The organism is Mesorhizobium sp. YM1C-6-2, from assembly GCF_003666685.1.
Classification (GTDB): Bacteria; Pseudomonadota; Alphaproteobacteria; order Rhizobiales; family Rhizobiaceae; genus Mesorhizobium_K.
Genome location: NZ_RCIZ01000006.1, coordinates 322,001 through 341,785 on the forward strand (window position 1 = coordinate 322,001; position 19,785 = coordinate 341,785).

Here is a 19,785-nt window from a genome sequence, read left to right on the forward strand (position 1 = left end):
GGTCATCCTTCCATGCACGAGGCTTCGTGGTCCTTGGCCCCCTGGGGCTTGTCCTCCTTCTTCGGAGGCCTGCCCCGCGGGATCTCGCCGACGGCGCGCGCGCGCAGATAGATGTAGAGATCGTCCATGTAGCAATAGACGTTCTTGTTGTCGCCGAAGGCCGGCATGACGTTTTCCTTGCCGCCGCCGACGCTCTGGCGTCCTTCGGCGACGATCGACAGGAACGTGCCGTAATCCATGTTCTTCAGCGACGTGGCGAGCGCTGGCGCGTAGCTCGAGCCGACACCGTCGGGGCCGTGGCAGACGTGGCAGTCGGAGTGGTAGCGGCGGTAGCCGCTGAAAGTGTACCAGTCGACAGTGCCGTCCGCCTGAATCTTGTAGGTCGGGGTTCCGTCGGCGTCGAAATACTTGCCGTCCTCGTCGGTGACGGCGGCAGCCTTTTCCTTGCTGTCCTGGGCCGACGCAATGCCGGTGGCGATGGCGGGGCCTATCAAAAGGGTCATGGCAAGAACCCGGACTGCTTTACTGACGGACATACGGACCTCTTCTCATTTCCTCATTTCGCCACGGACACAGCTTTGCGGTCGGGATGCGGCGTTTACAGTTGTGTGATGACGCGGCGAAATCGAGAGCCCGGCCGGGATTCCCCGGAGCGTCCGGGCCCTCGTTTCCTGTCGCCTTCGCCTCAACGAGGCGAAGGCTTGCCTATGGCCGCCGGATCAATCCGGGAGGCCGAAGACGGTGAGCTGGCCGCCCAGCGTCGTGTAGTCGGCAAGAGCGGCATAGCCACCGACCGCACCGAGGCCGGCCGTGGAGATGCTTGCCGCTTCGTCGGACGGGGCGTTTTGACCCGCAACCGCCTGCTGCCATGCGGCAGCGCCTTCGGCCTGGAGCAGGCCGCCGGCGAGACCGATGCCGGCCCAGCCGCCAACGCCCGAGAGAACGGCGATGTACTGCTTGCCGCCGTGCTCGAAGGTGTTGATGTTGCCGATGATGCCGGACGGGGTCTTGAACTTGTAGAGTTCGTTGCCGTCCTTATCGACTGCCTTGATGTAGCCTTCCAGCGTGCCGTAGAACACGACGTCGCCGTCGGTCGACAGGGCTCCCGACCAGACCGAGAACTGCTCGGGCTTCGACCATACGATCTCACCCTTGGCCGCATCCCAGGCGATGAAGTTGCCCATGCCGCCATGGCTGTTCGGAGTCGGATACATCGACACCGTCGCGCCCACATAGGGCTGACCGGCCGTGTAGCTGACCTTGTAAGGCTCGTAGTCCATGCAGACGTGGTTGGTCGGGACGTAGAAGAGACCGGTCTTCGGCGAATAGCTCGCCGGCTGCTGATCCTTCGTGCCAAGCGCCGCCGGGCAAACGCCGGTGGTGTTGACGTCCTCGCCATTCTGCTGGGTCGAATACTGGGCAACAACCTGCGGGCGACCATACTGATCGCTGTTCTTGTCCATGACGACTTCCGTCGCCCAGTTCACAGTCGGATCGTATTTCTTGGCGACGAGCAGTTCGCCGTTTGCGCGGTCGAGCGTGTAGGCGAAGCCGTTGCGGTCGAAGTGGACCAGAACGTCGCGGGCTGCGCCGTCGACCTGCATGCCGTCGACGAGGATCATCTCGTTGACGCCGTCGAAGTCCCACTCGTCATGCGGGGTCATCTGGTACAGCCACTTGGCCATGCCGGTGTCCGCATCGCGGGCCATGATGGTCATCGACCAGCGATTATCGCCGGGCCGCTGGACCGGGTTCCATGTCGATGGATTGCCCGTGCCGTAGTAGACGAGGTTCAGCTTGGGGTCATAGGCGAACCAGCCCCAAGTCGTGCCGCCGCCGGTCTTCCACTGCTCGCCTTCCCAGGTGTTCTGGCCCGAGTCCGCACCGACCGGCTTCCCAAGGTGGGTCGTCTTTTCGGGATCGATCAGGGTTTCTGCATCGGGTCCCGTCGAATAAGCCCGCCAGGCAAGCGAACCGTCCTTCAGGTTGTAGGCCGAGATGTGGCCGCGGACGCCGAATTCGGCACCGGAAATGCCGATGAGCACCTTGTCCTTGACGACCATCGGAGCGGCAGTTCCGCTCTCGCCCTTGCCGCCGGCGATGTCTTCGCCGTTCTTCGCCTGCCAGGCAACCTTGCCTGTCTTGGCGTCGAGCGCGGTCACGGTGGTGTCGGCCTGGTTCAGGATGATCTTGCCGTCACCATAGGCGACGCCGCGATTGACTGTATCGCAGCACATGATCGGAATGACGTTCGGATCCTGCTTGGGCTCGTATTTCCAGAGGATCTTGCCGTCGTTGTTGAGATCGAGGGCGTAGACGATATTCGGGAACGGCGTGTGGACGTACATCACGTCGCCGATCACCAGAGGCCCGCCTTCATGGCCGCGCAGCACGCCAGTGGAGAATGTCCACTTGACCTGCAAATTCTTCACATTGTCCTTGTTGATCTGATTCAGTTTCGAATAGCGGGTGTTGGCATAATCACCCGTAGGCATCGCCCAGTTCTTGGAGTCCGAGGCAAGTGCTTGGAGGTCGTCATTGGCCCACGCCCCAAAAGCCGAGGCGCAAGTCATCAACGCCGCGGCCACTGGGATGCAGATGGTCTTCCTGAATACACGCATATATATCCTCCCGAGGTTCACAATCAGGAATCGATTGCTGAGCCCCACAAGGGCTTGCCCAAGCGATTCATGTGGTGGGAAGTATTTCCGGCAGCGTGTCACGACCTAAGCCAGGTGAGCAGAGGGCACCGTTACTGCCCACCTCACTTGGCCTACGAAAGACAGTCACCGCTCCCTAAGACAGTGACGCCCTTGAAGCCGGAAACATTGGAAGGCTATGCCAATAAAATGCGGTAAGCAAGCAAAAACCTTCTGCGCTCTTTGTGCGTCGCACCATTTTCGTTGTTGCGTTGCAATATAAAGATGGAAATATCGAAAACTTCAATCAACGTAATATTGTTTCGACCGAAACGATCACTTGGTTTTATTTATCAAGTGACGAATGCATCATTGCTGACGGATAATATCCAAAATCAACTTGCCATATCTTGGATGACATCCTGGCCGGGAAGCATACGAGCATCCTATGCGTCGCCGTTGACAGGAAAGCAGGTAACGAGTTTGCCGTCCATGCAAGAGCAGCATCGCCCTCGCGTCGCAGCGACGCCGCACGGAATTTCCGTGAACGAGTCCTGCCGGATGACCGCGGCATTGCTCCTTTAGTCTAATGGCCGAGCCCCGACTCGCCACCCGATCGAACGGGGTGACAGGCCGGGAGTTCGTGATAGGCTCGACCGGATCGGAGGATTGAAATGATGAGACCGGCAGCACTTGCCAAACTCTCTTTGTGCCTTGCCGCGATCGTGCCGCTCGCGGGGCCGGCGGCTGCGGTCGCGGACTACCCGACGGACGTCGTGGTCGACTATGTGCTCGGCTGCATGCGCTCCAACGGCCAGACGCGCGAGACGCTCAGGCGCTGCTCCTGCTCGATAGACGTGATCGCCTCCATCGTTCCCTATGAGCGTTACGAAAGCGCCGAGACCTTCCGGCGCATGGCGCTGACGACAGGCGAAGCCGCCAGCCTGTTCCGCGAGACCGCCCCGGCGAGGGCAGCGGGCTCTGATTTGCGGCGGGCGCAGGCGGAAGCCGAGATACGCTGCTTCTGATTCTTTCTGGCTGGGACGGATCGGCCGCGTTTCTGCACGACCCCGGAACGGGTGGTTCCGGACTTCAGTCGACGTCCGGGAATTTCTCGTGGAACGACCTCAGCAGGTCGCTCATGACTTGGGTGTTGCGATACTGGCGCGGCAGCCGAATGTCGAACACGCCTTGCACATGCGCCGGGCGTGGCGAGAGCACGACGATTCGATCCGACAGCATCAGCGCCTCGCGCAGATTGTGCGTCACCATCAAAGCGGTGGTCGGCCGCGCGGACCATACAGACAGAAGGAGATGACGCAGGCGCTCGGCGGTCTTCTCGTCGAGCGAGACGAAGGGCTCATCGAGGAAGAGCATTGCCGGCCGGGTCGCGAATGCCCTGGCGAGCGCCACCCGCCGCGCCAGACCCAGCGAAAGCTCGGCAGGAAACAGCGGAAGCATGCCGGCGAGGCCGAGACTGTCGAACAACTGGCCGAGGTCGGCGTTTCTTTCGCTTCGCGGCAGGGCGAGGCGGACGTTCTGCTCGACCGTGCGCCAGGGCAGCAGGACCGGTTCCTGGAACACGGCGGCGATCCGGTTTGAGCCGCCTTCGGGAAGCTGGAAGGAGCCGGAAAACTCCTTGTCGAGGCCGAGCAGGATGCGCAGCGTCGTCGTCTTGCCGCAGCCGGACGGTCCGAGCAGGCAGGCGAACTCACCCTGGCGGACCTCGAAGGACAGGCCTTGCAGCGCCGTGAGCGAGACGCCTTCCGCCGAGCTGAATGTCTTTTCGGCGATGTCGACCCTAAGCGGGGCGCTGCCGCCAACGGGATGCATGTCGTTCAAGGGGCTGCACCAGAAGCAGTTCGATGAGGAGCATGATCGCCACGAAGGCCAAGGTATAGGCGAGAATCGCAGCGACGTCGAAGAGCTGGAAATTGAGATGGATCTGGAAGCCGACGCCGTTCGAGCGGCCGAGCAGCTCGACCACCAGGACGATCTTCCAGATGAGCGCTATGCCCGATCGCGAGGCGGCGGCGAAGTAGGGTTGCAGTTGCGGCAGCAATATGTGGCGGATGCGATCGAGCGTGCTGAAGCGATAGACGGCCGCCATTTCCTGATAACGCGGCTCGAGCGCACGGGCGCCTTCGCGCATCGTCACCACGACGTTGGGGATCTTGTTCACCGCAACCGCGCCGACCGCCGCCGCCTCGGTGAGGCCGAACCAGATATAGGCGAGCACGATGATCACCAGCGCCGGGATATTGAGGAAGAGGATGACCCAAGGGTTGAAGAAACGGTCGGCGCGGCGATGGATGCCGAGCAGGATGCCGACGACCGATCCGATGACCATGGCAAGCACGTAGGCCGCCGCCACGCGGGCGAGCGTAACGCTGAGATGGAACGGGAGCTCGCCGCTTGCCGCCTCCCTGACCAGCACCTGCCAGACCTGGATGGGCGAGGGGAGCGCGCGGCTCGGCCATGCCTGCGCAGCCAGCGCCCACAGCAGGCAAAATCCGAGCAGCGAGGCCGCCACGGTTATCGCGGGCATCAGGCGCGGCGCCAGGCCCCGGCGGACCGCCGTCCGTGCTGCCCGGGAATTGTGTGAGCCAACCTCCTCAGCCGCCATCGGCGGGCCCTTGCCAGAAGGTGCCCGGCGCCATGTCAGGCGCGCTTCCGACCAGTTTCTCGCCGCCGATGCCCGCCAGCACCCGATAGAGCTTGCCGGCATCGGCCTCCTCTTCGCCTATCGGACGCCTGGGAATGCCTTCACGGTAGCGGTCGCGCAGCGTCTCGAGTTCCTTGCCTTCGGCGCGCACGAGCGGGGCGAGGCGCAGCCACTCGTCATCCGACCTGGCAAGCAGGTCCTTGGCCTGCGCCGATGCCCTGACGAGACCGCCTGCCGCCTCGGGGTTTTTATCTGCCCAGGTTTCGTGGAAGGCATAGCCGAGCGCCGATACAGGCCCCGACGCGCCAAGCGCGCGGGCAGCCTCGCCGGCGCCGGTCACGCGGCGAAAGCCGTTGGCCTCGAGCCGTGCGCAGAAATGCCAGAAGTTCAGCACCGCATCGAGTTCGCCCTGCATGGCTTTTTCCGACATCAGCGGCGGGGCGCCGAAGACGATCTCGTTTTCGGCCGGCAGGTCGAGATCGTGATCTCGCCTGGCGAGCGCCTGGATCAGCAGCCAGCTCTTGTCGAGCGGCCCGCCGGCGACGCCGATCTTTCTTTGCCTGAGATCGGCAAGCATTCGGATGGGGGATCCTTCCTTGACCATGATCGAGCCGACGGCCGTCGAATAGGGGACGAGTGTGAGGTCCGCGCCCTCCGAACGCAGGCGGGAGACCAGCAGCCAATCGGTCACGATCGCGTCGACGCCACCCGCCTGTAGCGCGACGTTCGTCGCGTCCTCGCCGGCGAAATAGGCGATGTCGAGCTCGATGCCGTTGGCGACATCGAGCCGATGATGCCTAATCGTGTCGAGTTCCCAACTTACGGTACCGAATTTGAGGGTGCCGATGCGGACCCGGGGGGCGGCGCGTGCGGGGCCGTTCGGCATCGCCGCGGCCAAAGCCGCGAGCGCGCCCAGCCGGATCGTGTCACGCCTGGAAATCGTCATGCTTCTCCCCCGACGCCCCCTTGGGCGCACCCCCTTTGTCCGGGCACCTCAGATGTCCCGTCCATTATCGGGATAGGCGCACCTCCAGCGCACGACCTTGTGGGCCGGGTGATCCTGGGACCATTTGGCGATTTCCGGCGGAGCGAGGAACATGCATTGGGAAAGCGAGCCCCGGCTCTCGAAATAGAGATGCTCGGTCCGGCATTTCTGCGGGTCCGCCATCAGGCAGACCGTGAGGATGAGATCGACGAAACCCATTCGGCACCCCGCTGTCGCCCAACGACATCCAGCCGGTGTATTCCGGCAGTGCCGGGCCTTTGCTGGTTCGCGGATTCCTGCAGGTGCCCGAGCAGAAAACCGATCACGAAAGGCTACGCGCTCGGCCTATCAAGGTCAACAATATGGCTGGCGCGGCCCGGTGTCGCGCATCGGCCAAAGCACCTTTCGTATAGTTGACATTCCCGGTTTGCCATCTAGCTTCGCTGCCATGCAGGCTCCGCAATCCCTTCCGGGAACGGCGCCCCCGCTTAATGCCTGCGCCGGCGGGTCGAGCATCGGCACGGGCAAGATCACTCAGGGCACCGTGAGGATCAATCGAGGAGATATCATGCGCTTCACTGCCGTTTTCGCTGCCCTGGCCTTCGTCCCCCTAGCCGCGGGCCAGGCTGCCGCACAGGATGCGGCTGCCGGTGAAAAAGTCTTTGCCAAGTGCAAGGCCTGCCATGTCGCTGACGAAGACAAGAACAAGATCGGGCCATCGCTGATGGGTGTCGTGGGCAGGACCGCGGGAACCCATGAAGGCTTCAAATACTCAAAGGCGATGATCGAGGCCGGAGAGGGCGGACTTGCCTGGGACGAAGCGACTCTGACGTCCTACCTGCGTGATCCGAAGGCTGTGGTGAAGGGCACCAAGATGGTGTTCGCCGGCCTCAAGAAGGATGACGAGATCGCCAACGTCATCGCCTATCTGGAACAGTTCTCGCAGTAGGCCATTCCCGGGCAGTTCGGCAAAAAAAGAACTGCCCGGCTGCTCTTCCCGCGAAGATTGCCGGCACAACCAGCGTTCACGCAGCCTTGCTGAACGCACCGTCCGCGGCGGTGCGGATCGCGGCTATATTCTTGCGGTAGGCGGTTTCTCCGCCCCCCTTGAAGACTGCCGAGCCGGCCACCAGAACGTCGGCGCCGGCGGCGCTGACCAGAGGCGCGGTCTCCGGCGTCACGCCGCCATCTATCTCGATGTGGATCGGCCGCTTGCCGACGAGCGCCTTCACACGTTTCACCTTGTCGACGACTGCAGGGATGAAGGCCTGGCCGCCAAAACCCGGATTGACCGTCATCAAAAGAATGAGGTCGAGGCGGTCGAGCACGTATTCGATGGCGCTTTCCGGCGTAGCAGGGTTGAGCGAGACGCCGGCCTTCCTGCCGAGATCCCTGATCGTCTGCAGCGAGCGGTCGAGATGCGGTCCGGCTTCGGCATGGACGGTGATGATGTCGGCCCCGGCGTCGGCGAAGGCGGCGAGATAGGGATCGGCTGGCGCGATCATCAGGTGGCAGTCAAACACCTTGGTCGTGCGGTTGCGGATCGCCTTGATGACGGGCGGGCCGAAGGTGATGTTGGGCACGAAATGGCCGTCCATCACGTCGAGATGGATCCAGTCAGCTCCCGCCGCGGCAACGGCCTCGACCTCGTCGCCGAGTTTCGAGAAATCGGCCGACAGGATCGATGGGGCGATGATTGTCTTCGGGCTCATTTGGCTTCTCCTTTGCTCTTGCCCGTGCCGATCGAGAACACCCGGCTGGCGGTGATGTCCTCCGCCGCGATCGTCGACAGCGCGGCTGCGTCGAGCGGACCCCTGGCGGTTTCGAACAGCCGGTTCGCCTGCCTGAGCCGCGCCCGGTCGAGTGCGTTGCGGATTGAGCGGGCATTGGCGAAATGCGGCTGCGTGCGGCGGCGGGCGATGTAGTCGGCGAGCGACTTCTGCGCGACGGGATCGAGCCGGTAGTTCTGCTGGTCGAGCATCTTTTCCGCGATGCCGAGAAGTTCGTCGTCGGTGTAGTCGGGGAAGTCGATGTGGTGCGCGATGCGCGAGCGGAAGCCGGGATTGCTCTCGAAGAAGCGGTCCATGCGCTGCGCATAACCAGCGAGGATCACCACCAGGTCGTCGCGCTGGTTTTCCATCACCTGCAGCAGGATCTCGATCGCCTCCTGGCCGTAGTCGCGCTCGTTTTCCGGGCGGTAGAGGTAGTAGGCCTCGTCGATGAACAGCACGCCGCCCATCGCCTTCTTCAGGATCTCCTTCGTCTTCGGCGCGGTATGGCCGATATATTGCCCGACAAGGTCGTCGCGCGTCACCGAGACCAGATGTCCCTTGCGGATGTAGCCGAGGCGGTGGAGCAGATCGGCCATGCGCAGCGCCACCGTCGTCTTGCCGGTGCCGGGGTTGCCGGTGAAGCTCATGTGGAGGGTAGGGGCCTCGTGGGCGAGGCCCATGCTGCGGCGGGCGCGCTCAACCAGAAGAAGCGCCGCCGTCTCGCGGATGCGCTTCTTCACCGGGGCGAGGCCGATCAGGTCGCGGTCGAGTTCGGCGAGAACCTCCTTGACGCCGGAGGTTTCGAATTCCTCGCGCAGGTCGATAACGGAGGGGATTGGCTCCGGCGTTTCCGTTTCCATCGTGCTCACGGCGGTCATCGGTGGTTACCCGTATCTCGCGCCTGTCGGCTTGTCGGCCGCGTAAGGCACGGTGGTGTAGCGGATGGCCCGTCCCGCCGCCTCCTGCCGCTGGAGCCGGTAGCCCGGCTCCTCGGCAGGCCGATTGACGATGAAGGAGAGCTTCACCGACTCCCAGCCATGCGAGGCGTCGAAGGCGACAACGCGGATGTAGCGCTCGCCGTAGACTTTGCGGCAGTCGTTGAGCTCCATCATCAGCGCCGCGGCGTCAGGATTGTCGAACATCGGGTGGCCCCACATGTCCCAGTAGGTGTTGCGCGGATGCGGGTCGTCGGTGAACTCCAGGCTGACGGCCCAGCCATTGTCGATGCAGTACTGGACCTGCGCGCGGATCTGGTCGTCGGTCAGGTCGGGGAGGAAGGAAAAGGCTCCCTGGGTGATGCGCATGGTGGCTCTCCGTTCAATGGTTGGGGCGATGAAGCTTCGCGCTCGACCGTTTTCTCTCTCCCTCCGGGGATAGACCCCGGATGCGGAGAGGAGCGGGTCGGCGGGGCTCTGCCCCGAGGTAGAGGGTAAGCGGCAACAGCAAGCCGAAAGTGAAGATCAACAAAAGCATATTGGCCTCCTCATTCAGCCGCCGTTGCGACCGGCACGAAATCAGGCGAGTCGGTCGAGGCGTAGTTGAAGGTCACGTCCTTCCAGATATCGAGCGCCTGCTTGAGCGGCAGGCAGTGGCGGGCCGCGGCGTTCAGGATCTCCGGCCCTTCGCGCACGTAGTCGCGGCCCTCGTTGCGGGCGAGGATCATCGCCTCCAGCGCGACACGGTTGGCCGTGGCGCCTGCCGCGATGCCCATCGGATGGCCGATGGTGCCACCGCCGAACTGCAGCACGACATCCTCGCCGAGCAGGTCGAGGAGTTGATGCATCTGGCCGGCGTGGATGCCGCCCGACGCCACCGGCATCAGCTTGTTGAGCGAGGCCCAGTGCTGGTCGAAGAAAACGCCGTTCTCCAGCCGCATGGGGTTAAAATCCTCGCGGCAGATGTCGTAGTAGCCCTTGGTCGTGGCCGGATCGCCTTCCAGCTTGCCGACGACGGTGCCGGCATGGATGTGGTCGACGCCGGCGAGCCGCATCCACTTGGCGATGACGCGGAACGAGACGCCGTGGCTCTTCTGGCGCGTGTAGGTCGAGTGGCCCGCACGATGGAGATGCAGGATCATGTCGTTGCGCCGCGCCCACTTGGCCATCGACTGGATCGCCGTGTAGCCGATGACGAGATCGATCATGACGATGGTCGAGCCGAGCTCCTTGGCGAAATCGGCGCGCTCGTACATGTCCTCCATGGTGGCGGCGGTGACGTTGAGATAGGAACCCTTGATCTCGCCGGTCTCGGCCTGGGCCTTGTTCACCGCCTCCATGCAGTAGAGGAAGCGCTCGCGCCAATGCATGAAGGGCTGCGAGTTGATGTTCTCGTCGTCCTTGGTGAAGTCGAGCCCGCCCTTCAGCGCTTCGTAGACGACGCGGCCGTAATTGCGGCCGGAAAGGCCGAGCTTCGGCTTGACGGTGGCGCCGAGCAGCGGCCGGCCGAACTTGTCGAGCCGCTCTCGTTCCACGACGATGCCCGTCGCCGGACCCTGGAACGTCTTCACATAGGCGACGGGCAGGCGCATGTCCTCCAGCCGCAGCGCCTTCAGCGGCTTGAAGCCGAAGACGTTGCCGATGATCGACGCGGTCAGGTTGGCAATCGATCCGGGTTCGAACAGATCGAGGTCGTAGGCGATGTAGGCGAAGTACTGGCCGGGCGCGTTGGGCACCGGATCGACCCGGTAGGCCTTGCCGCGATACTTCTCCTTCGCGGTCAGCCGGTCGGTCCAGACGACCGTCCAGGTCGCGGTCGAGCTTTCGCCGGCCACCGCCGCCGCGGCTTCGATTTCATCCACGCCATCCTGCGGGGTGATGCGGAAGAGCGCGATGACGTCGGTGTCCTTGGGCTCATAGTCGGGCTCCCAGTAGCCCATCTTCTTGTATTCCATGACGCCGGACCTGTAGCGGGCGGCGCCGGTGACGGTCTCAGACTTGGTCATGGCTTGGTCCTTTCGTGGTTGTCGGCGCCGCTCAGGCGGCCTTCGCCGTTGCGATCTGCGGGTCGAGCTTGCCGGCCGCATAGCGTTTCGCCATCTCGTCCATCGGGATGACCTTGATCTTCGAGGCGTTGCCTGCCGTGCCGAAGCGCTCGAAGCGGTCGCGGCAGAGATCGCGCAGCGCATCCATCGCCGGCTTCAGGAACTTGCGCGGGTCGAACTCGGCCGGGTTTTCCATGGCGACGCGGCGAAACTGGCCGGCCATAGCCATGCGGCAATCGGTGTCGATGTTGACCTTGCGGACGCCGTGGCGGATGCCACGCGCGATCTCCTCGACCGGCACGCCCCAGGTCTGGGGCATCTCACCGCCAAACCTGTTGATCACGTCCTGCAGTTCCTGCGGCACCGAGGACGAGCCGTGCATGACGAGGTGCGTATTCGGCAGCTTCTCGTGGATCGCCTCGATGACGTCCATGGCGAGGATGTCGCCATCCGGCAGCCTGGTGAACTTGTAGGCGCCGTGCGAGGTGCCGCAGGCGATTGCCAAGGCGTCGACCTTCGTGCGCAGCACGAAGTCGACCGCCTGGTCGGGATCGGTGAGGAGTTGATCGCGCGACAGCACGCCTTCGGCGCCATGGCCGTCCTCGGCCTCGCCGTGACCGCTCTCCAGCGAGCCGAGCACGCCGAGCTCGCCCTCGACGGAGACGCCCACCCAGTGCGCCATGCGGGCCACGCGCTCGGTGATCGCCACATTGTAGTCGTAGCTCGCCGGCGTCTTTGCGTCAGCCTCCAGCGAGCCGTCCATCATCACCGAGGTGAAGCCGTGGCGGATCGCCGACAGGCAGGTCGCTTCGTCGTTGCCGTGATCCTGGTGGATGCAGAGCGGGACGCCCGGATGCATCTCCATCAGCGCCTCCATCATCCTGGCGAGCATGATGTCGTTGGCGTAGGAGCGGGCGCCGCGCGAGGCCTGGATGATGACTGGCGCATCGCATGCCCGGGCCGCCTCCATGATGGCGAGGCCCTGTTCCATGTTGTTGATGTTGAAAGCCGGCACGCCGTAGCCGTGCTCGGCGGCGTGGTCGAGAAGCTGGCGAAGGGTGATGCGGGCCATGGTTCAGTCCTCCCGGATTGCGGCTGGCTGGTTGAGCAGGACGTTGGCGGCGACCACTTCCGGCGTGATGTCGAAATGCCGGTAGAGATCCGGCGCCGGCGCGCTGGCGCCGAAGCCGGTCATGCCGACGAAGGCGCCGTTCTCGCCGATCCAGCGGTCCCAGCCGAGGCGAGCCGCCGCTTCCACGGCTATACGCGGGGCGGAGCCCAGGACGTGGCGCTGGTAGTCGATGTCCTGATCCTCGAAGAGCTCCCAGCAGGGCATCGAGACCACCGCCGTCTCGATCTGATATTGCTCGCGAAGGATGTCGGACGCAGCGACGGCGATCTCGACCTCGGAGCCGGTGGCGATCAGCGTCGCGGCGCGGGGACCATCCGCCTCCCGCAGTACATAAGCGCCGCGCGCCGAGCGGTTCTCGGGCGTGTGCGCCTGCCTCAGCATCGGCAGGTTCTGCCGCGAGAGCACCAATACGCTCGGCCGGTCCTCGCTCTTCAGCGCAAGCTCCCAGCATTCCGCCGTCTCGATGATGTCGGCCGGGCGAAAGACGTTGAGGTTGGGTGTCGCCCGCAGCATCGCTAGATGCTCGATCGGCTGGTGCGTGGGGCCGTCCTCACCGAGGCCTATGGTGTCGTGCGTCATCACATAGATGACCCGCTGCTGCATGAGCGCCGAGAGCCTGATCGCACCGCGTGCGTAGTCAGCGAAGCAGAGGAACGTGCCGCCGTAAGGGATGAGGCCGCCATGCAGCGCGAGACCGTTCATCGCTGCCGCCATGCCGTGTTCGCGGATGCCGTAGTGGACATAGCTGCCGGCGAAGTCGGTGGGCGCGAGGCGCTTCATGCCCTTGGTGATCGTCAGGTTCGAATGGGTGAGATCGGCCGAGCCGCCGACGGTGAGGTCGGTCGCTGCGTTGATCACCTCGAGCGCCATCTCGGACGCCTTGCGGGTGGCGACCTTGGTGGCCTTCTGGACATGCTCCTTGCGGAAGGCCTCGAGCGCCTCGAACAACGAGGTCGGCAGCTCGGTGGCCATCGCTCTGGTGAAGGCGTCGCGATGCGGTGACACGGAAAGCCGCTGTTCCCAGGCACGCCGTGCAGCGTTGCCGCGCGCGGCCGCCTCACGCCATGCAGAGAGTATCTCGCGCGGCACGTCGAAAGGCGCATGCGGCCAGCCGATGTTTTCGCGCGTCGCGGCGATCTCGGCGTCGCCGAGCGGCGCGCCATGCGTCTTTTCCGAGCCGCCGAGATTCGGCGCGCCTTTGCCGATCACAGTCTTGCAGGCGATCAGCGACGGCCTGTCCGAACGTTGCGCAGCTTCGATCGCCGTGGCGATGGCCTCCATGTCGTGGCCGTCGATCTCCACGACGTGCCAGCCGGCGGCCCTGAAGCGCGCCGGCTGGTCCATCGACGTCGAGATGGAGGTCGGTCCGTCGATGGAAATGGAATTGTCGTCCCAGAAGACGATCAGGCGGCTGAGCTGGAGATGCCCGGCCAGGTCGATGGCCTCGTGGCTGATGCCTTCCTGCAGGCAGCCGTCGCCGGCGATCACATAGGTGTGGTGATCGACGAGCCCGGGACCGAAGCGTGCGGCTAGCATACGCTCGGCGAGCGCCATGCCGACGGCGGTGGCGATGCCCTGGCCGAGCGGGCCGGTGGTCGTTTCGATGCCCAGCGCATGGCCACGCTCGGGGTGGCCGGCGGTGCGGCTACCGAGTTGGCGGAAGCGCTTGAGTTCCTCGACCGGCATGTCCTCGTAGCCGAGCAGGTGATGCAGCGCATATTGCAGCATCGAGCCGTGGCCGGCCGACAGCACGAAGCGGTCGCGGTCGGGCCAGTCGGACTGCGACGGGTCGAGCCTGATGAAGCGGCCGAAGAGCACGGTCACGACATCGGCCATGCCCATCGGCATGCCGGGGTGGCCGGAGTTCGCCTTCTGCACGGCGTCCATCGCCAGTGCGCGGATGGCATTGGCCATGTCGCGCTCCGACACGGCGGGGAGGGCGGCTTCTCTGATGGCGGCTTGGCTCACGACGTCCTCCTCACGAGACTCGGTTCTTGCGTTCGATCAGCTGCAGGATCAGCGGCGTCAGGATCAGCTGCATGGCGAGGTCGAGCTTGTTGCCAGGCACGACGATGGAGTTCGCCCGCGACATGAACGAGTTGTTGATCATCGACAGCAGGTAGGGAAAATCGATGCCGCGCGGATTGGCGAAGCGGATGACAAGCATCGACTCGTCGGGCGTCGGTATCCAGCGCGCGATGAACGGGTTTGACGTGTCGACGATCGGCACGCGCTGGAAGTTGATGTTGGTCTGCGAGAACTGCGGGACGATGAAACGCGTGTAGTCCGGCATACGGCGCAGGATCACGTCCATCACGTCCTCGGTCGAGTAGCCGCGGGTCGAGCGGTCGCGATGGATCTTCTGGATCCATTCGAGATTGATGACCGGCACGACGCCGATCTTCAGATCGGCGTATCTGGCGAGGTTGACCTTGTCGGTGACGACGCAGCCGTGCAGCCCTTCGTAGAAGAGCAACTGGCTTTCGGGGAATTCGCGCCATTCCGTGAACTTGCCGGGCGGCGTGCCGAGCAGCTTCGCCTCCTCGTCGTCGTGGACGTAGGTGCGCGTGCGCCCGGTCCCCTTGCGGCCGTATTCCTCGAACACCGATTCCAGGATTTCGAGCTCATTGGCCTCGGCGTTGAAGTGGGTGAAGTTGGGGTTGCCGTTCTTCTCCTCCTCGGCGACCTTATCCTTCATCGCCTGGCGGTCGTAGCGGTGGAAGGCGTCGCCCTCGATGAAGGCGGCCTCGATCTTCTCGCGCCGGAAGATCTGCTCGAAGATGCGCTTGACCGACGTCGTGCCCGCGCCGGAGGAGCCGGTGATCGAGATGATGGGATGCCTGGCGGACATTTTTTCTAGCTCCGGTCAGGCGCGGAAGAGGCCGCGATTGCCGAACAACGGCGCACGTTCGCCGATGGCGCTCGGGGCGAGGTGGTAGCGGGCGATGCGCTCGACCTCCCGCGCCGCGCCGAAGACCAGCGGTGTGCGCTGATGCAGATGTTCGGGTTCGATCTCGAGGATGCGGTTGACCGTGTCGGTAGCCGCGCCGCCGGCCTGTTCGATCAGGAAGGCGATCGGGTTCGCTTCGTAGACCAGCCGCAGCCGCCCGTGATGGTAGCCGCGGCGCCGGTCGCCGGGGTAGAGGAACACGCCGCCGCGGATCAGGATGCGGTAGCACTCGGCCGCCAGACAGGCGAGCCAGCGCATGTTGAAATCCTTGTCGCGCGGGCCTTCCGAACCCTTCAGGCAATCGTCGACATAGAGGCGGACAGCCTCGTCCCAATGCCGGTAGTTGGACGTGTTGATCGCGAATTCCTGAGTGCGCGGCGGCAGCATCCGGCTCTCATGCGCCTGGATGAAGGCGCCGAGCCGCTGCGAGAACACGAAGACATGGGTGCCGCTGCCCAGCGACAGCACCAGCGCCAGCTGCGGCCCGTAGATGAAGAAGCCCGCGCCGAGCATGTTCGTTCCGGCCTGCAGAAAAGGGGCGGCCGGATCGGCATCCGGCGCGCCAGTTGCAGGGAGGAGCGAAAAAATCGTTCCGATCGACATGTTGACGTCGATGCTGGAGGAGCCGTCGAGCGGGTCGATCGCGACGGCGAGCGCCGCACTACTGTCGAGCAGCACCGGCTGCTCCAGTTCTTCGGACGCGTAGAACGCGACCGGTGCGTGCCGCATGGCGTCGAGGAAGATGTCGTCGGCGAAGACGTCGAGATCCTTCTGGTCGTCGCCGGTAGCATTGGCGCCGCGCGTTCCTGCGAAGGCGGCGCCGAGCGCGCCTTGGCTGATCGTGTGGCGCACCTTGACTGCCGCCTCGGCCAGCTTGCGGACGGTTGTGGCGACCGCCTCATGCCGAGCGTGCTGGCCGCGAACATAGGAGTTCAGAAAGGCATCGAGCGTCGGCGCGGTCATCGTCTCTCCTCCTGCGACCGGCGCCCTTGCGGCGATCGGCTGGTGGGATGAGAACAATCGATGCAGGGTAAGTAAATTTTATTAGGCTTATCGTGTCAGTAAAAATCTTTTAGTATTGGGTATGCGCAATCTCACCCTGAAGCAGCTCAAGGCCATCCAGGCGATCACCGGACATGGAAAAATCATCAATGCTGCCAAGGTGTTAGGGCTGACGCCACCGGCCGTCACCATCCAGCTCAAGCAGTTGGAGGAAGATGTTGGCCTGGCATTGTTCGACCGGACCCAGGACGGCATGCGTCCGACTGCCGCAGGGCTGGCCGTCATCGACGCCGCGCAGGCGATCGAGGAGCGGCTGCGTCTGCTGGAGGATCAGATCGACGCGATCAAGGGCGTGCGCGCCGGAAGTCTGCGACTCGGCGTCGTCTCGACCGCCAAATATTTCGCGCCGCGGATGATGGCGGCCTTCATGAAGGAATATCCCGATATCGACATGCGGCTTCTGATCGGCAACCGCGCCGAGACGATCGCCAACCTGAAGAACCATGACGTCGATGTCGCGCTGATGGGACGCCCGGCGAAGGACGTGCCGCTGCGGGCATCGGCCTTCGGCGATCATCCGCTGGTGATCGTGGCGCCGCCGGACCATCCGCTCGCCAAGGCGCGCGACATTTCCAAGGAACGCATCGCCGAGGAGGATTTCCTGATCCGCGAGCCGGGTTCCGGGACGCGCATCTCGCTGGAGATCTTCTTCAGCGAGCTGCCGGGCCGCATCGACGACCTCGGCGTCGAGATGGGCTCGAACGAGACGATCAAGCAGGCGGTGATGGCTGGGCTCGGCGTTGCCTTCATCTCGGCGCACACGGTGGCGCTGGAGGTCGAGTCCGACCGGCTCGTCATCCTCGACGTCGTGGGCATGCCGATCCGCCGGCAATGGTTCGTGGTGATGCGTTCCGACCGCGCGATCTCGCCGGCAATGGCGACCTTCCACGATTTCCTGATGAAGAAGGGCGCGATGTATCTGCCGCTGGTTGGGAAGCTGTATTCAGGACAGTAGGGCAGTGCCTCGGTCTGACATTCGTTTTCGCGCCATTTTCGCGCTGTCGCTAGTACCATAGGGACAGGCCATACAGCACGAGCACTGCAATCAGCAGGGGCGCAATGACGGCGATGAGCAACCTGATCGTATTCATCGATGGCGAGAAGTGCTTTCCCTGCCACGCTGTCCGCTAGGCATATGGGGATTGTCGGCCCGATGCCAAACGTAAAGTTTTCGAACTGCGACGCGATCCCGCGCGTCCTCCGTCGCTTCTCGCCTTACTGCTTCTCCTTCAGAATCTCGTTCACCGTCTTCGCCAAGGCGTAAAGACGTTGCTCGATGAGGGTCGGGACCTCGCAGACATAGGTGAGCGACTGCACGCGCTCCTCGAAGATGCGGGTTTCCCAGGTCAGCCGGTCGGTGCGCGCGGCGATCTCGTTGACGTTGGCGTCGGGCTTGCCCCGCATGGCGTCGACCTCCGAGGCCTCCTTGCGCAGCCGCGCCGCAAGCTCCAGCTGATTGCGGGCATAGCGGCCTATGCCGGACATAACCTCCGAACGCTCGTGGTCCATATGCTCGAACAGGCCCTGAACCAGCTTGGCCAACCGGTCATCCATCTGGTCGGCCGGAAGGTCGGCGGCAAACTCCTTGATCTGCTGCTGCGCGTCGGCGATCGGCAGACGCCGCGCCGCGAGCTCCTCGACCAGCTCGGAGATGCGCCGGTCCTGCGACCAGTCCTTGGCCGAAGCCGGCAGCTCGGCGCCGGTCCATATCTGGCCAAAGGACAATTCGGGCACCTTGCGCTGGATGCAGGGCCAGTCCGGATCGTTGTTCGCGGCCGACAGGGCCGGCCCCGCTGTGGCAAGAAGCAACGCCGCGGCGATAACGTTGAAGGTCGGTCGTATCATCCGTTTCCTCCTGTAGCTTGTTTGCGCACCATCAGTCCGCGCGAAGGGTCGTAGGCGATGATGGCGCCGGCAAGAAAAATCGCCGTGAAGCCCAGCACGACGCCAAGCGAAAGCCAGTGAATCTGCCCGTAGAAGGAGAAACGGATCAGCTCGACCGCATAGGTGAAGGGGTTGGCGAGGCATATCTTGTAGAGCAGGGGGCTGGATTCCTGGATGCGCCAGAGCGGGTAGAGCGCCGAGGACGCGAAATACATCGGGAAGATGACGAAGTTCATGACGCCGGCGAAGTTCTCAAGCTGCTTGATCATCGAGGACAGGAAGAGGCCGAGCGCCCCCAGCATCAGCCCGGCAAGGAACACGGCCGGCAGCCCGAGCAGGTAGCCGGTCCATGGCGGTTTCACGCCCCAGAACCGGGCGATGGCCAGGAAGACGTAAACCTGGGCGATCGACACGATGACGCCGGCAAGCAGCTTGGACACCAGCAGAAACCAGCGGGGGAACGGGCTGACCAGCAGGGTGCGCATGTTGCCCATCTCGCGGTCGTAGACCATCGACAGCGAGGACTGCATGCCTGAGAAAAGCAGGATCATGCCGACGAGTCCCGGTGTGATGTAGACCTCGTAGAGCACGTAGGTCTTGTAGGGCGGGATGATCGAAACGCCGAGCACCTGGCGGAAGCCGGCGGCGAAGATGAAGAGCCAGAGCAGCGGCCTGACCAGCGAGGAGACGAACCGTTCGCGCTGGTTGAGGAAACGCAGTCCCTCGCGGAAGAGGATGCCTTTCAGGCAGACGAGGTAGCTGCCAATGCCGAAGGCCGGCATCTCCAGCGGGGTGGCCTCCTTGACTTCGGGCTTTGCTTCGGCTGGCGCGCTCATGCCGCGTCCTCCGCCGTTGCGGGAGCCGGCCGCCTTGGATTGAGCTTCGAAAAGGCCTCGCCGATGTTCGTCGTGCCGGTCGTGCGGACAATGTCGGCGACGCTGGCGTTGGCGACAAGATTTCCCTCGACCAGCACCACGGCGTGGTCGCTTTCCTCGACCTCGTCGATCAGATGCGTCGCCCAGAAGGCGCTGATGCCTTCGGTCCTCACCAGCTTGCGCACATCGGCGAGGATGCCCGCGCGCGACTGCACGTCCAGCCCGACCGTGGCCTCGTCGAGCAGCAGGAGTGGGGGCCGGTGGAGCAGGGCGCGAGCGATCTCGACGCGCCGCATCTGGCCTCCCGACAGGCTGCGCGCCTTGTCGTGCAGGCGGCCGCCCATCTCGACGGTCTCCAACACCGCGTCGATGCGTCTTCGCGCCTCGGCCGAGCCGATGCCGTGCAGCGAGGCGTGGTAGGAGAGGTTCTGGTAGACGCTGAGGTCGAGGTCGAGCGTGCGCGCCTGGAAGACGATGCCGAGGCGGCGCAGCGCCTCGCCCGGTGACCGGCTGATGTCGTGGCCGAAGATGCGGATTGCGCCGTGGCGCGTGTCGTAGAGATGGCTGATCAGCGAGAACAGCGTCGTCTTGCCCGCGCCGTTGAGGCCGAGCAGGACCGCGAAGGTTCCCGGGGCGATCGAGAAGGACACGTCGTTCAACGCCTTCTTGGAGCCGTAGGAATGACTGACGGCGGCGACGTCGAGCGCCGCGATGCCGTTTTCCGTTCCGCCGCCTGTCCTCATGTGCTGCACGGCTTCCTCTCTCCCGACTGCCTTCACTTTATTGTAATAGTGCCTTTCATTCCCTTGTCTGCGAGGTCAGGGACTGACCATGTGTAGAT

General features: G+C 64.0%; 20 protein-coding genes. 3 read left to right on the forward strand and 17 right to left on the reverse strand.

Going from position 1 to position 19,785, the window contains the following annotated elements:
- Positions 1-2 precede the first annotated feature (2 nt).
- Positions 3-503 (reverse strand): c-type cytochrome, methanol metabolism-related, encoded by a 501-nt coding sequence (locus tag D8676_RS17535; RefSeq protein ID WP_245426868.1) that lies wholly within the window; start codon positions 501-503, stop codon positions 3-5.
- A gap of 216 nt (positions 504-719) precedes the next feature.
- Positions 720-2,573 (reverse strand): methanol/ethanol family PQQ-dependent dehydrogenase, encoded by a 1,854-nt coding sequence (locus tag D8676_RS17540; protein WP_121582414.1) that lies wholly within the window; start codon positions 2,571-2,573, stop codon positions 720-722.
- Positions 2,574-3,313: 740 nt separating this feature from the next.
- Here D8676_RS17540 and D8676_RS17545 point away from each other — a divergent pair.
- A complete protein-coding gene (locus tag D8676_RS17545) occupies positions 3,314-3,667 on the forward strand; it encodes a hypothetical protein (protein ID WP_121582371.1) in 354 nt (117 codons plus the stop codon).
- Positions 3,668-3,731: 64 nt separating this feature from the next.
- On the opposite strand, the gene D8676_RS17550 is transcribed toward D8676_RS17545, so the two are convergent.
- The 4 genes from D8676_RS17550 to D8676_RS17565 form a co-directional block, all read right to left on the reverse strand.
- Entirely contained in the window at positions 3,732-4,472 is a 741-nt protein-coding gene (locus D8676_RS17550) for an ABC transporter ATP-binding protein (protein WP_121582372.1), read from the reverse strand.
- Positions 4,441-5,187, reverse strand: a complete 747-nt coding sequence (locus D8676_RS17555; protein ID WP_183097131.1) for an ABC transporter permease — start codon at positions 5,185-5,187, stop codon at positions 4,441-4,443. Before D8676_RS17555 ends, D8676_RS17550 begins: the two co-directional genes overlap by 32 nt.
- A 67-nt stretch (positions 5,188-5,254) precedes the next feature.
- On the reverse strand, positions 5,255-6,250 hold the full coding sequence (locus D8676_RS17560; protein ID WP_121582374.1) for an ABC transporter substrate-binding protein: 996 nt from the start codon (positions 6,248-6,250) through the stop codon (positions 5,255-5,257).
- Positions 6,251-6,298: 48 nt separating this feature from the next.
- On the reverse strand, positions 6,299-6,508 hold the full coding sequence (locus D8676_RS17565) for a hypothetical protein (protein ID WP_121582375.1): 210 nt from the start codon (positions 6,506-6,508) through the stop codon (positions 6,299-6,301).
- Positions 6,509-6,857: 349 nt separating this feature from the next.
- On the opposite strand from D8676_RS17565, the gene D8676_RS17570 reads away from it, so the two are divergent.
- Positions 6,858-7,238 (forward strand): cytochrome c family protein, encoded by a 381-nt coding sequence (locus tag D8676_RS17570; RefSeq protein ID WP_121582376.1) that lies wholly within the window; start codon positions 6,858-6,860, stop codon positions 7,236-7,238.
- 76 nt (positions 7,239-7,314) lie between these two features.
- On the opposite strand, the gene rpe is transcribed toward D8676_RS17570, so the two are convergent.
- The 8 genes from rpe to D8676_RS17610 all read right to left on the reverse strand — a co-directional run bounded on the left by rpe (position 7,315) and on the right by D8676_RS17610 (position 16,086).
- Positions 7,315-8,001, reverse strand: a complete 687-nt coding sequence (rpe, locus tag D8676_RS17575; RefSeq protein WP_121582377.1) for a ribulose-phosphate 3-epimerase — start codon at positions 7,999-8,001, stop codon at positions 7,315-7,317.
- Complete coding sequence (gene cbbX / locus D8676_RS17580; RefSeq protein WP_183097132.1) at positions 7,998-8,939, reverse strand: CbbX protein; 942 nt, start codon at positions 8,937-8,939, stop codon at positions 7,998-8,000. Before cbbX ends, rpe begins: the two co-directional genes overlap by 4 nt.
- A 6-nt stretch (positions 8,940-8,945) precedes the next feature.
- On the reverse strand, positions 8,946-9,365 hold the full coding sequence (locus D8676_RS17585; protein WP_121582378.1) for a ribulose bisphosphate carboxylase small subunit: 420 nt from the start codon (positions 9,363-9,365) through the stop codon (positions 8,946-8,948).
- Between the two features lie 179 nt (positions 9,366-9,544).
- Positions 9,545-11,002, reverse strand: coding sequence for a form I ribulose bisphosphate carboxylase large subunit (locus D8676_RS17590; RefSeq protein WP_121582379.1), 1,458 nt, complete (start codon positions 11,000-11,002; stop codon positions 9,545-9,547).
- Positions 11,003-11,033: 31 nt separating this feature from the next.
- Positions 11,034-12,113: a class II fructose-bisphosphate aldolase gene (fba, locus tag D8676_RS17595; protein WP_121582380.1), complete on the reverse strand. Its 1,080-nt coding sequence runs from the start codon at positions 12,111-12,113 to the stop codon at positions 11,034-11,036.
- Between the two features lie 3 nt (positions 12,114-12,116).
- Complete coding sequence (gene tkt / locus D8676_RS17600) at positions 12,117-14,087, reverse strand: transketolase (protein ID WP_245426874.1); 1,971 nt, start codon at positions 14,085-14,087, stop codon at positions 12,117-12,119.
- Positions 14,088-14,151: 64 nt separating this feature from the next.
- Complete coding sequence (locus D8676_RS17605) at positions 14,152-15,024, reverse strand: phosphoribulokinase (RefSeq protein ID WP_121582382.1); 873 nt, start codon at positions 15,022-15,024, stop codon at positions 14,152-14,154.
- Positions 15,025-15,039: 15 nt separating this feature from the next.
- Positions 15,040-16,086, reverse strand: coding sequence for a class 1 fructose-bisphosphatase (locus D8676_RS17610; protein WP_121582383.1), 1,047 nt, complete (start codon positions 16,084-16,086; stop codon positions 15,040-15,042).
- A 121-nt stretch (positions 16,087-16,207) separates the two neighbouring features.
- Between D8676_RS17610 and D8676_RS17615 the strand changes: the two genes are divergently transcribed.
- The gene (locus tag D8676_RS17615; protein ID WP_121582384.1) at positions 16,208-17,140 is read left to right on the forward strand and encodes a LysR family transcriptional regulator; all 933 of its coding nucleotides are present in this window, start codon (positions 16,208-16,210) and stop codon (positions 17,138-17,140) included.
- Between the two features lie 260 nt (positions 17,141-17,400).
- Here D8676_RS17615 and D8676_RS17620 read toward each other — a convergent pair whose 3' ends face one another.
- From D8676_RS17620 to D8676_RS17630, 3 genes are read right to left on the reverse strand one after another with little or no spacing between them, the layout of a single operon-like run.
- On the reverse strand, positions 17,401-18,030 hold the full coding sequence (locus tag D8676_RS17620; protein WP_121582385.1) for a hypothetical protein: 630 nt from the start codon (positions 18,028-18,030) through the stop codon (positions 17,401-17,403).
- Positions 18,027-18,851 (reverse strand): ABC transporter permease, encoded by an 825-nt coding sequence (locus tag D8676_RS17625; protein ID WP_245426876.1) that lies wholly within the window; start codon positions 18,849-18,851, stop codon positions 18,027-18,029. Before D8676_RS17625 ends, D8676_RS17620 begins: the two co-directional genes overlap by 4 nt.
- A gap of 50 nt (positions 18,852-18,901) precedes the next feature.
- Positions 18,902-19,687, reverse strand: coding sequence for an ATP-binding cassette domain-containing protein (locus D8676_RS17630; protein WP_183097133.1), 786 nt, complete (start codon positions 19,685-19,687; stop codon positions 18,902-18,904).
- Positions 19,688-19,785 lie beyond the last annotated feature (98 nt).

Coding starts and splice junctions, on each gene's coding strand:
- D8676_RS17535 (WP_245426868.1), bottom strand. CDS start 503: ATGACCCTTTTGATAGGCCCCGCCATCGCCACCGGCATTGCGTCGGCC.
- D8676_RS17540 (WP_121582414.1), bottom strand. CDS start 2,573: ATGACTTGCGCCTCGGCTTTTGGGGCGTGGGCCAATGACGACCTCCAA.
- D8676_RS17545 (WP_121582371.1), top strand. CDS start 3,314: ATGATGAGACCGGCAGCACTTGCCAAACTCTCTTTGTGCCTTGCCGCG.
- D8676_RS17550 (WP_121582372.1), bottom strand. CDS start 4,472: ATGCATCCCGTTGGCGGCAGCGCCCCGCTTAGGGTCGACATCGCCGAA.
- D8676_RS17555 (WP_183097131.1), bottom strand. CDS start 5,187: ATGCCCGCGATAACCGTGGCGGCCTCGCTGCTCGGATTTTGCCTGCTG.
- D8676_RS17560 (WP_121582374.1), bottom strand. CDS start 6,250: ATGACGATTTCCAGGCGTGACACGATCCGGCTGGGCGCGCTCGCGGCT.
- D8676_RS17565 (WP_121582375.1), bottom strand. CDS start 6,508: ATGGGTTTCGTCGATCTCATCCTCACGGTCTGCCTGATGGCGGACCCG.
- D8676_RS17570 (WP_121582376.1), top strand. CDS start 6,858: ATGCGCTTCACTGCCGTTTTCGCTGCCCTGGCCTTCGTCCCCCTAGCC.
- rpe (WP_121582377.1), bottom strand. CDS start 8,001: ATGAGCCCGAAGACAATCATCGCCCCATCGATCCTGTCGGCCGATTTC.
- cbbX (WP_183097132.1), bottom strand. CDS start 8,939: ATGACCGCCGTGAGCACGATGGAAACGGAAACGCCGGAGCCAATCCCC.
- D8676_RS17585 (WP_121582378.1), bottom strand. CDS start 9,365: ATGCGCATCACCCAGGGAGCCTTTTCCTTCCTCCCCGACCTGACCGAC.
- D8676_RS17590 (WP_121582379.1), bottom strand. CDS start 11,002: ATGACCAAGTCTGAGACCGTCACCGGCGCCGCCCGCTACAGGTCCGGC.
- fba (WP_121582380.1), bottom strand. CDS start 12,113: ATGGCCCGCATCACCCTTCGCCAGCTTCTCGACCACGCCGCCGAGCAC.
- tkt (WP_245426874.1), bottom strand. CDS start 14,087: ATGGCCAATGCCATCCGCGCACTGGCGATGGACGCCGTGCAGAAGGCG.
- D8676_RS17605 (WP_121582382.1), bottom strand. CDS start 15,024: ATGTCCGCCAGGCATCCCATCATCTCGATCACCGGCTCCTCCGGCGCG.
- D8676_RS17610 (WP_121582383.1), bottom strand. CDS start 16,086: ATGACCGCGCCGACGCTCGATGCCTTTCTGAACTCCTATGTTCGCGGC.
- D8676_RS17615 (WP_121582384.1), top strand. CDS start 16,208: ATGCGCAATCTCACCCTGAAGCAGCTCAAGGCCATCCAGGCGATCACC.
- D8676_RS17620 (WP_121582385.1), bottom strand. CDS start 18,030: ATGATACGACCGACCTTCAACGTTATCGCCGCGGCGTTGCTTCTTGCC.
- D8676_RS17625 (WP_245426876.1), bottom strand. CDS start 18,851: ATGCCGGCCTTCGGCATTGGCAGCTACCTCGTCTGCCTGAAAGGCATC.
- D8676_RS17630 (WP_183097133.1), bottom strand. CDS start 19,687: ATGAGGACAGGCGGCGGAACGGAAAACGGCATCGCGGCGCTCGACGTC.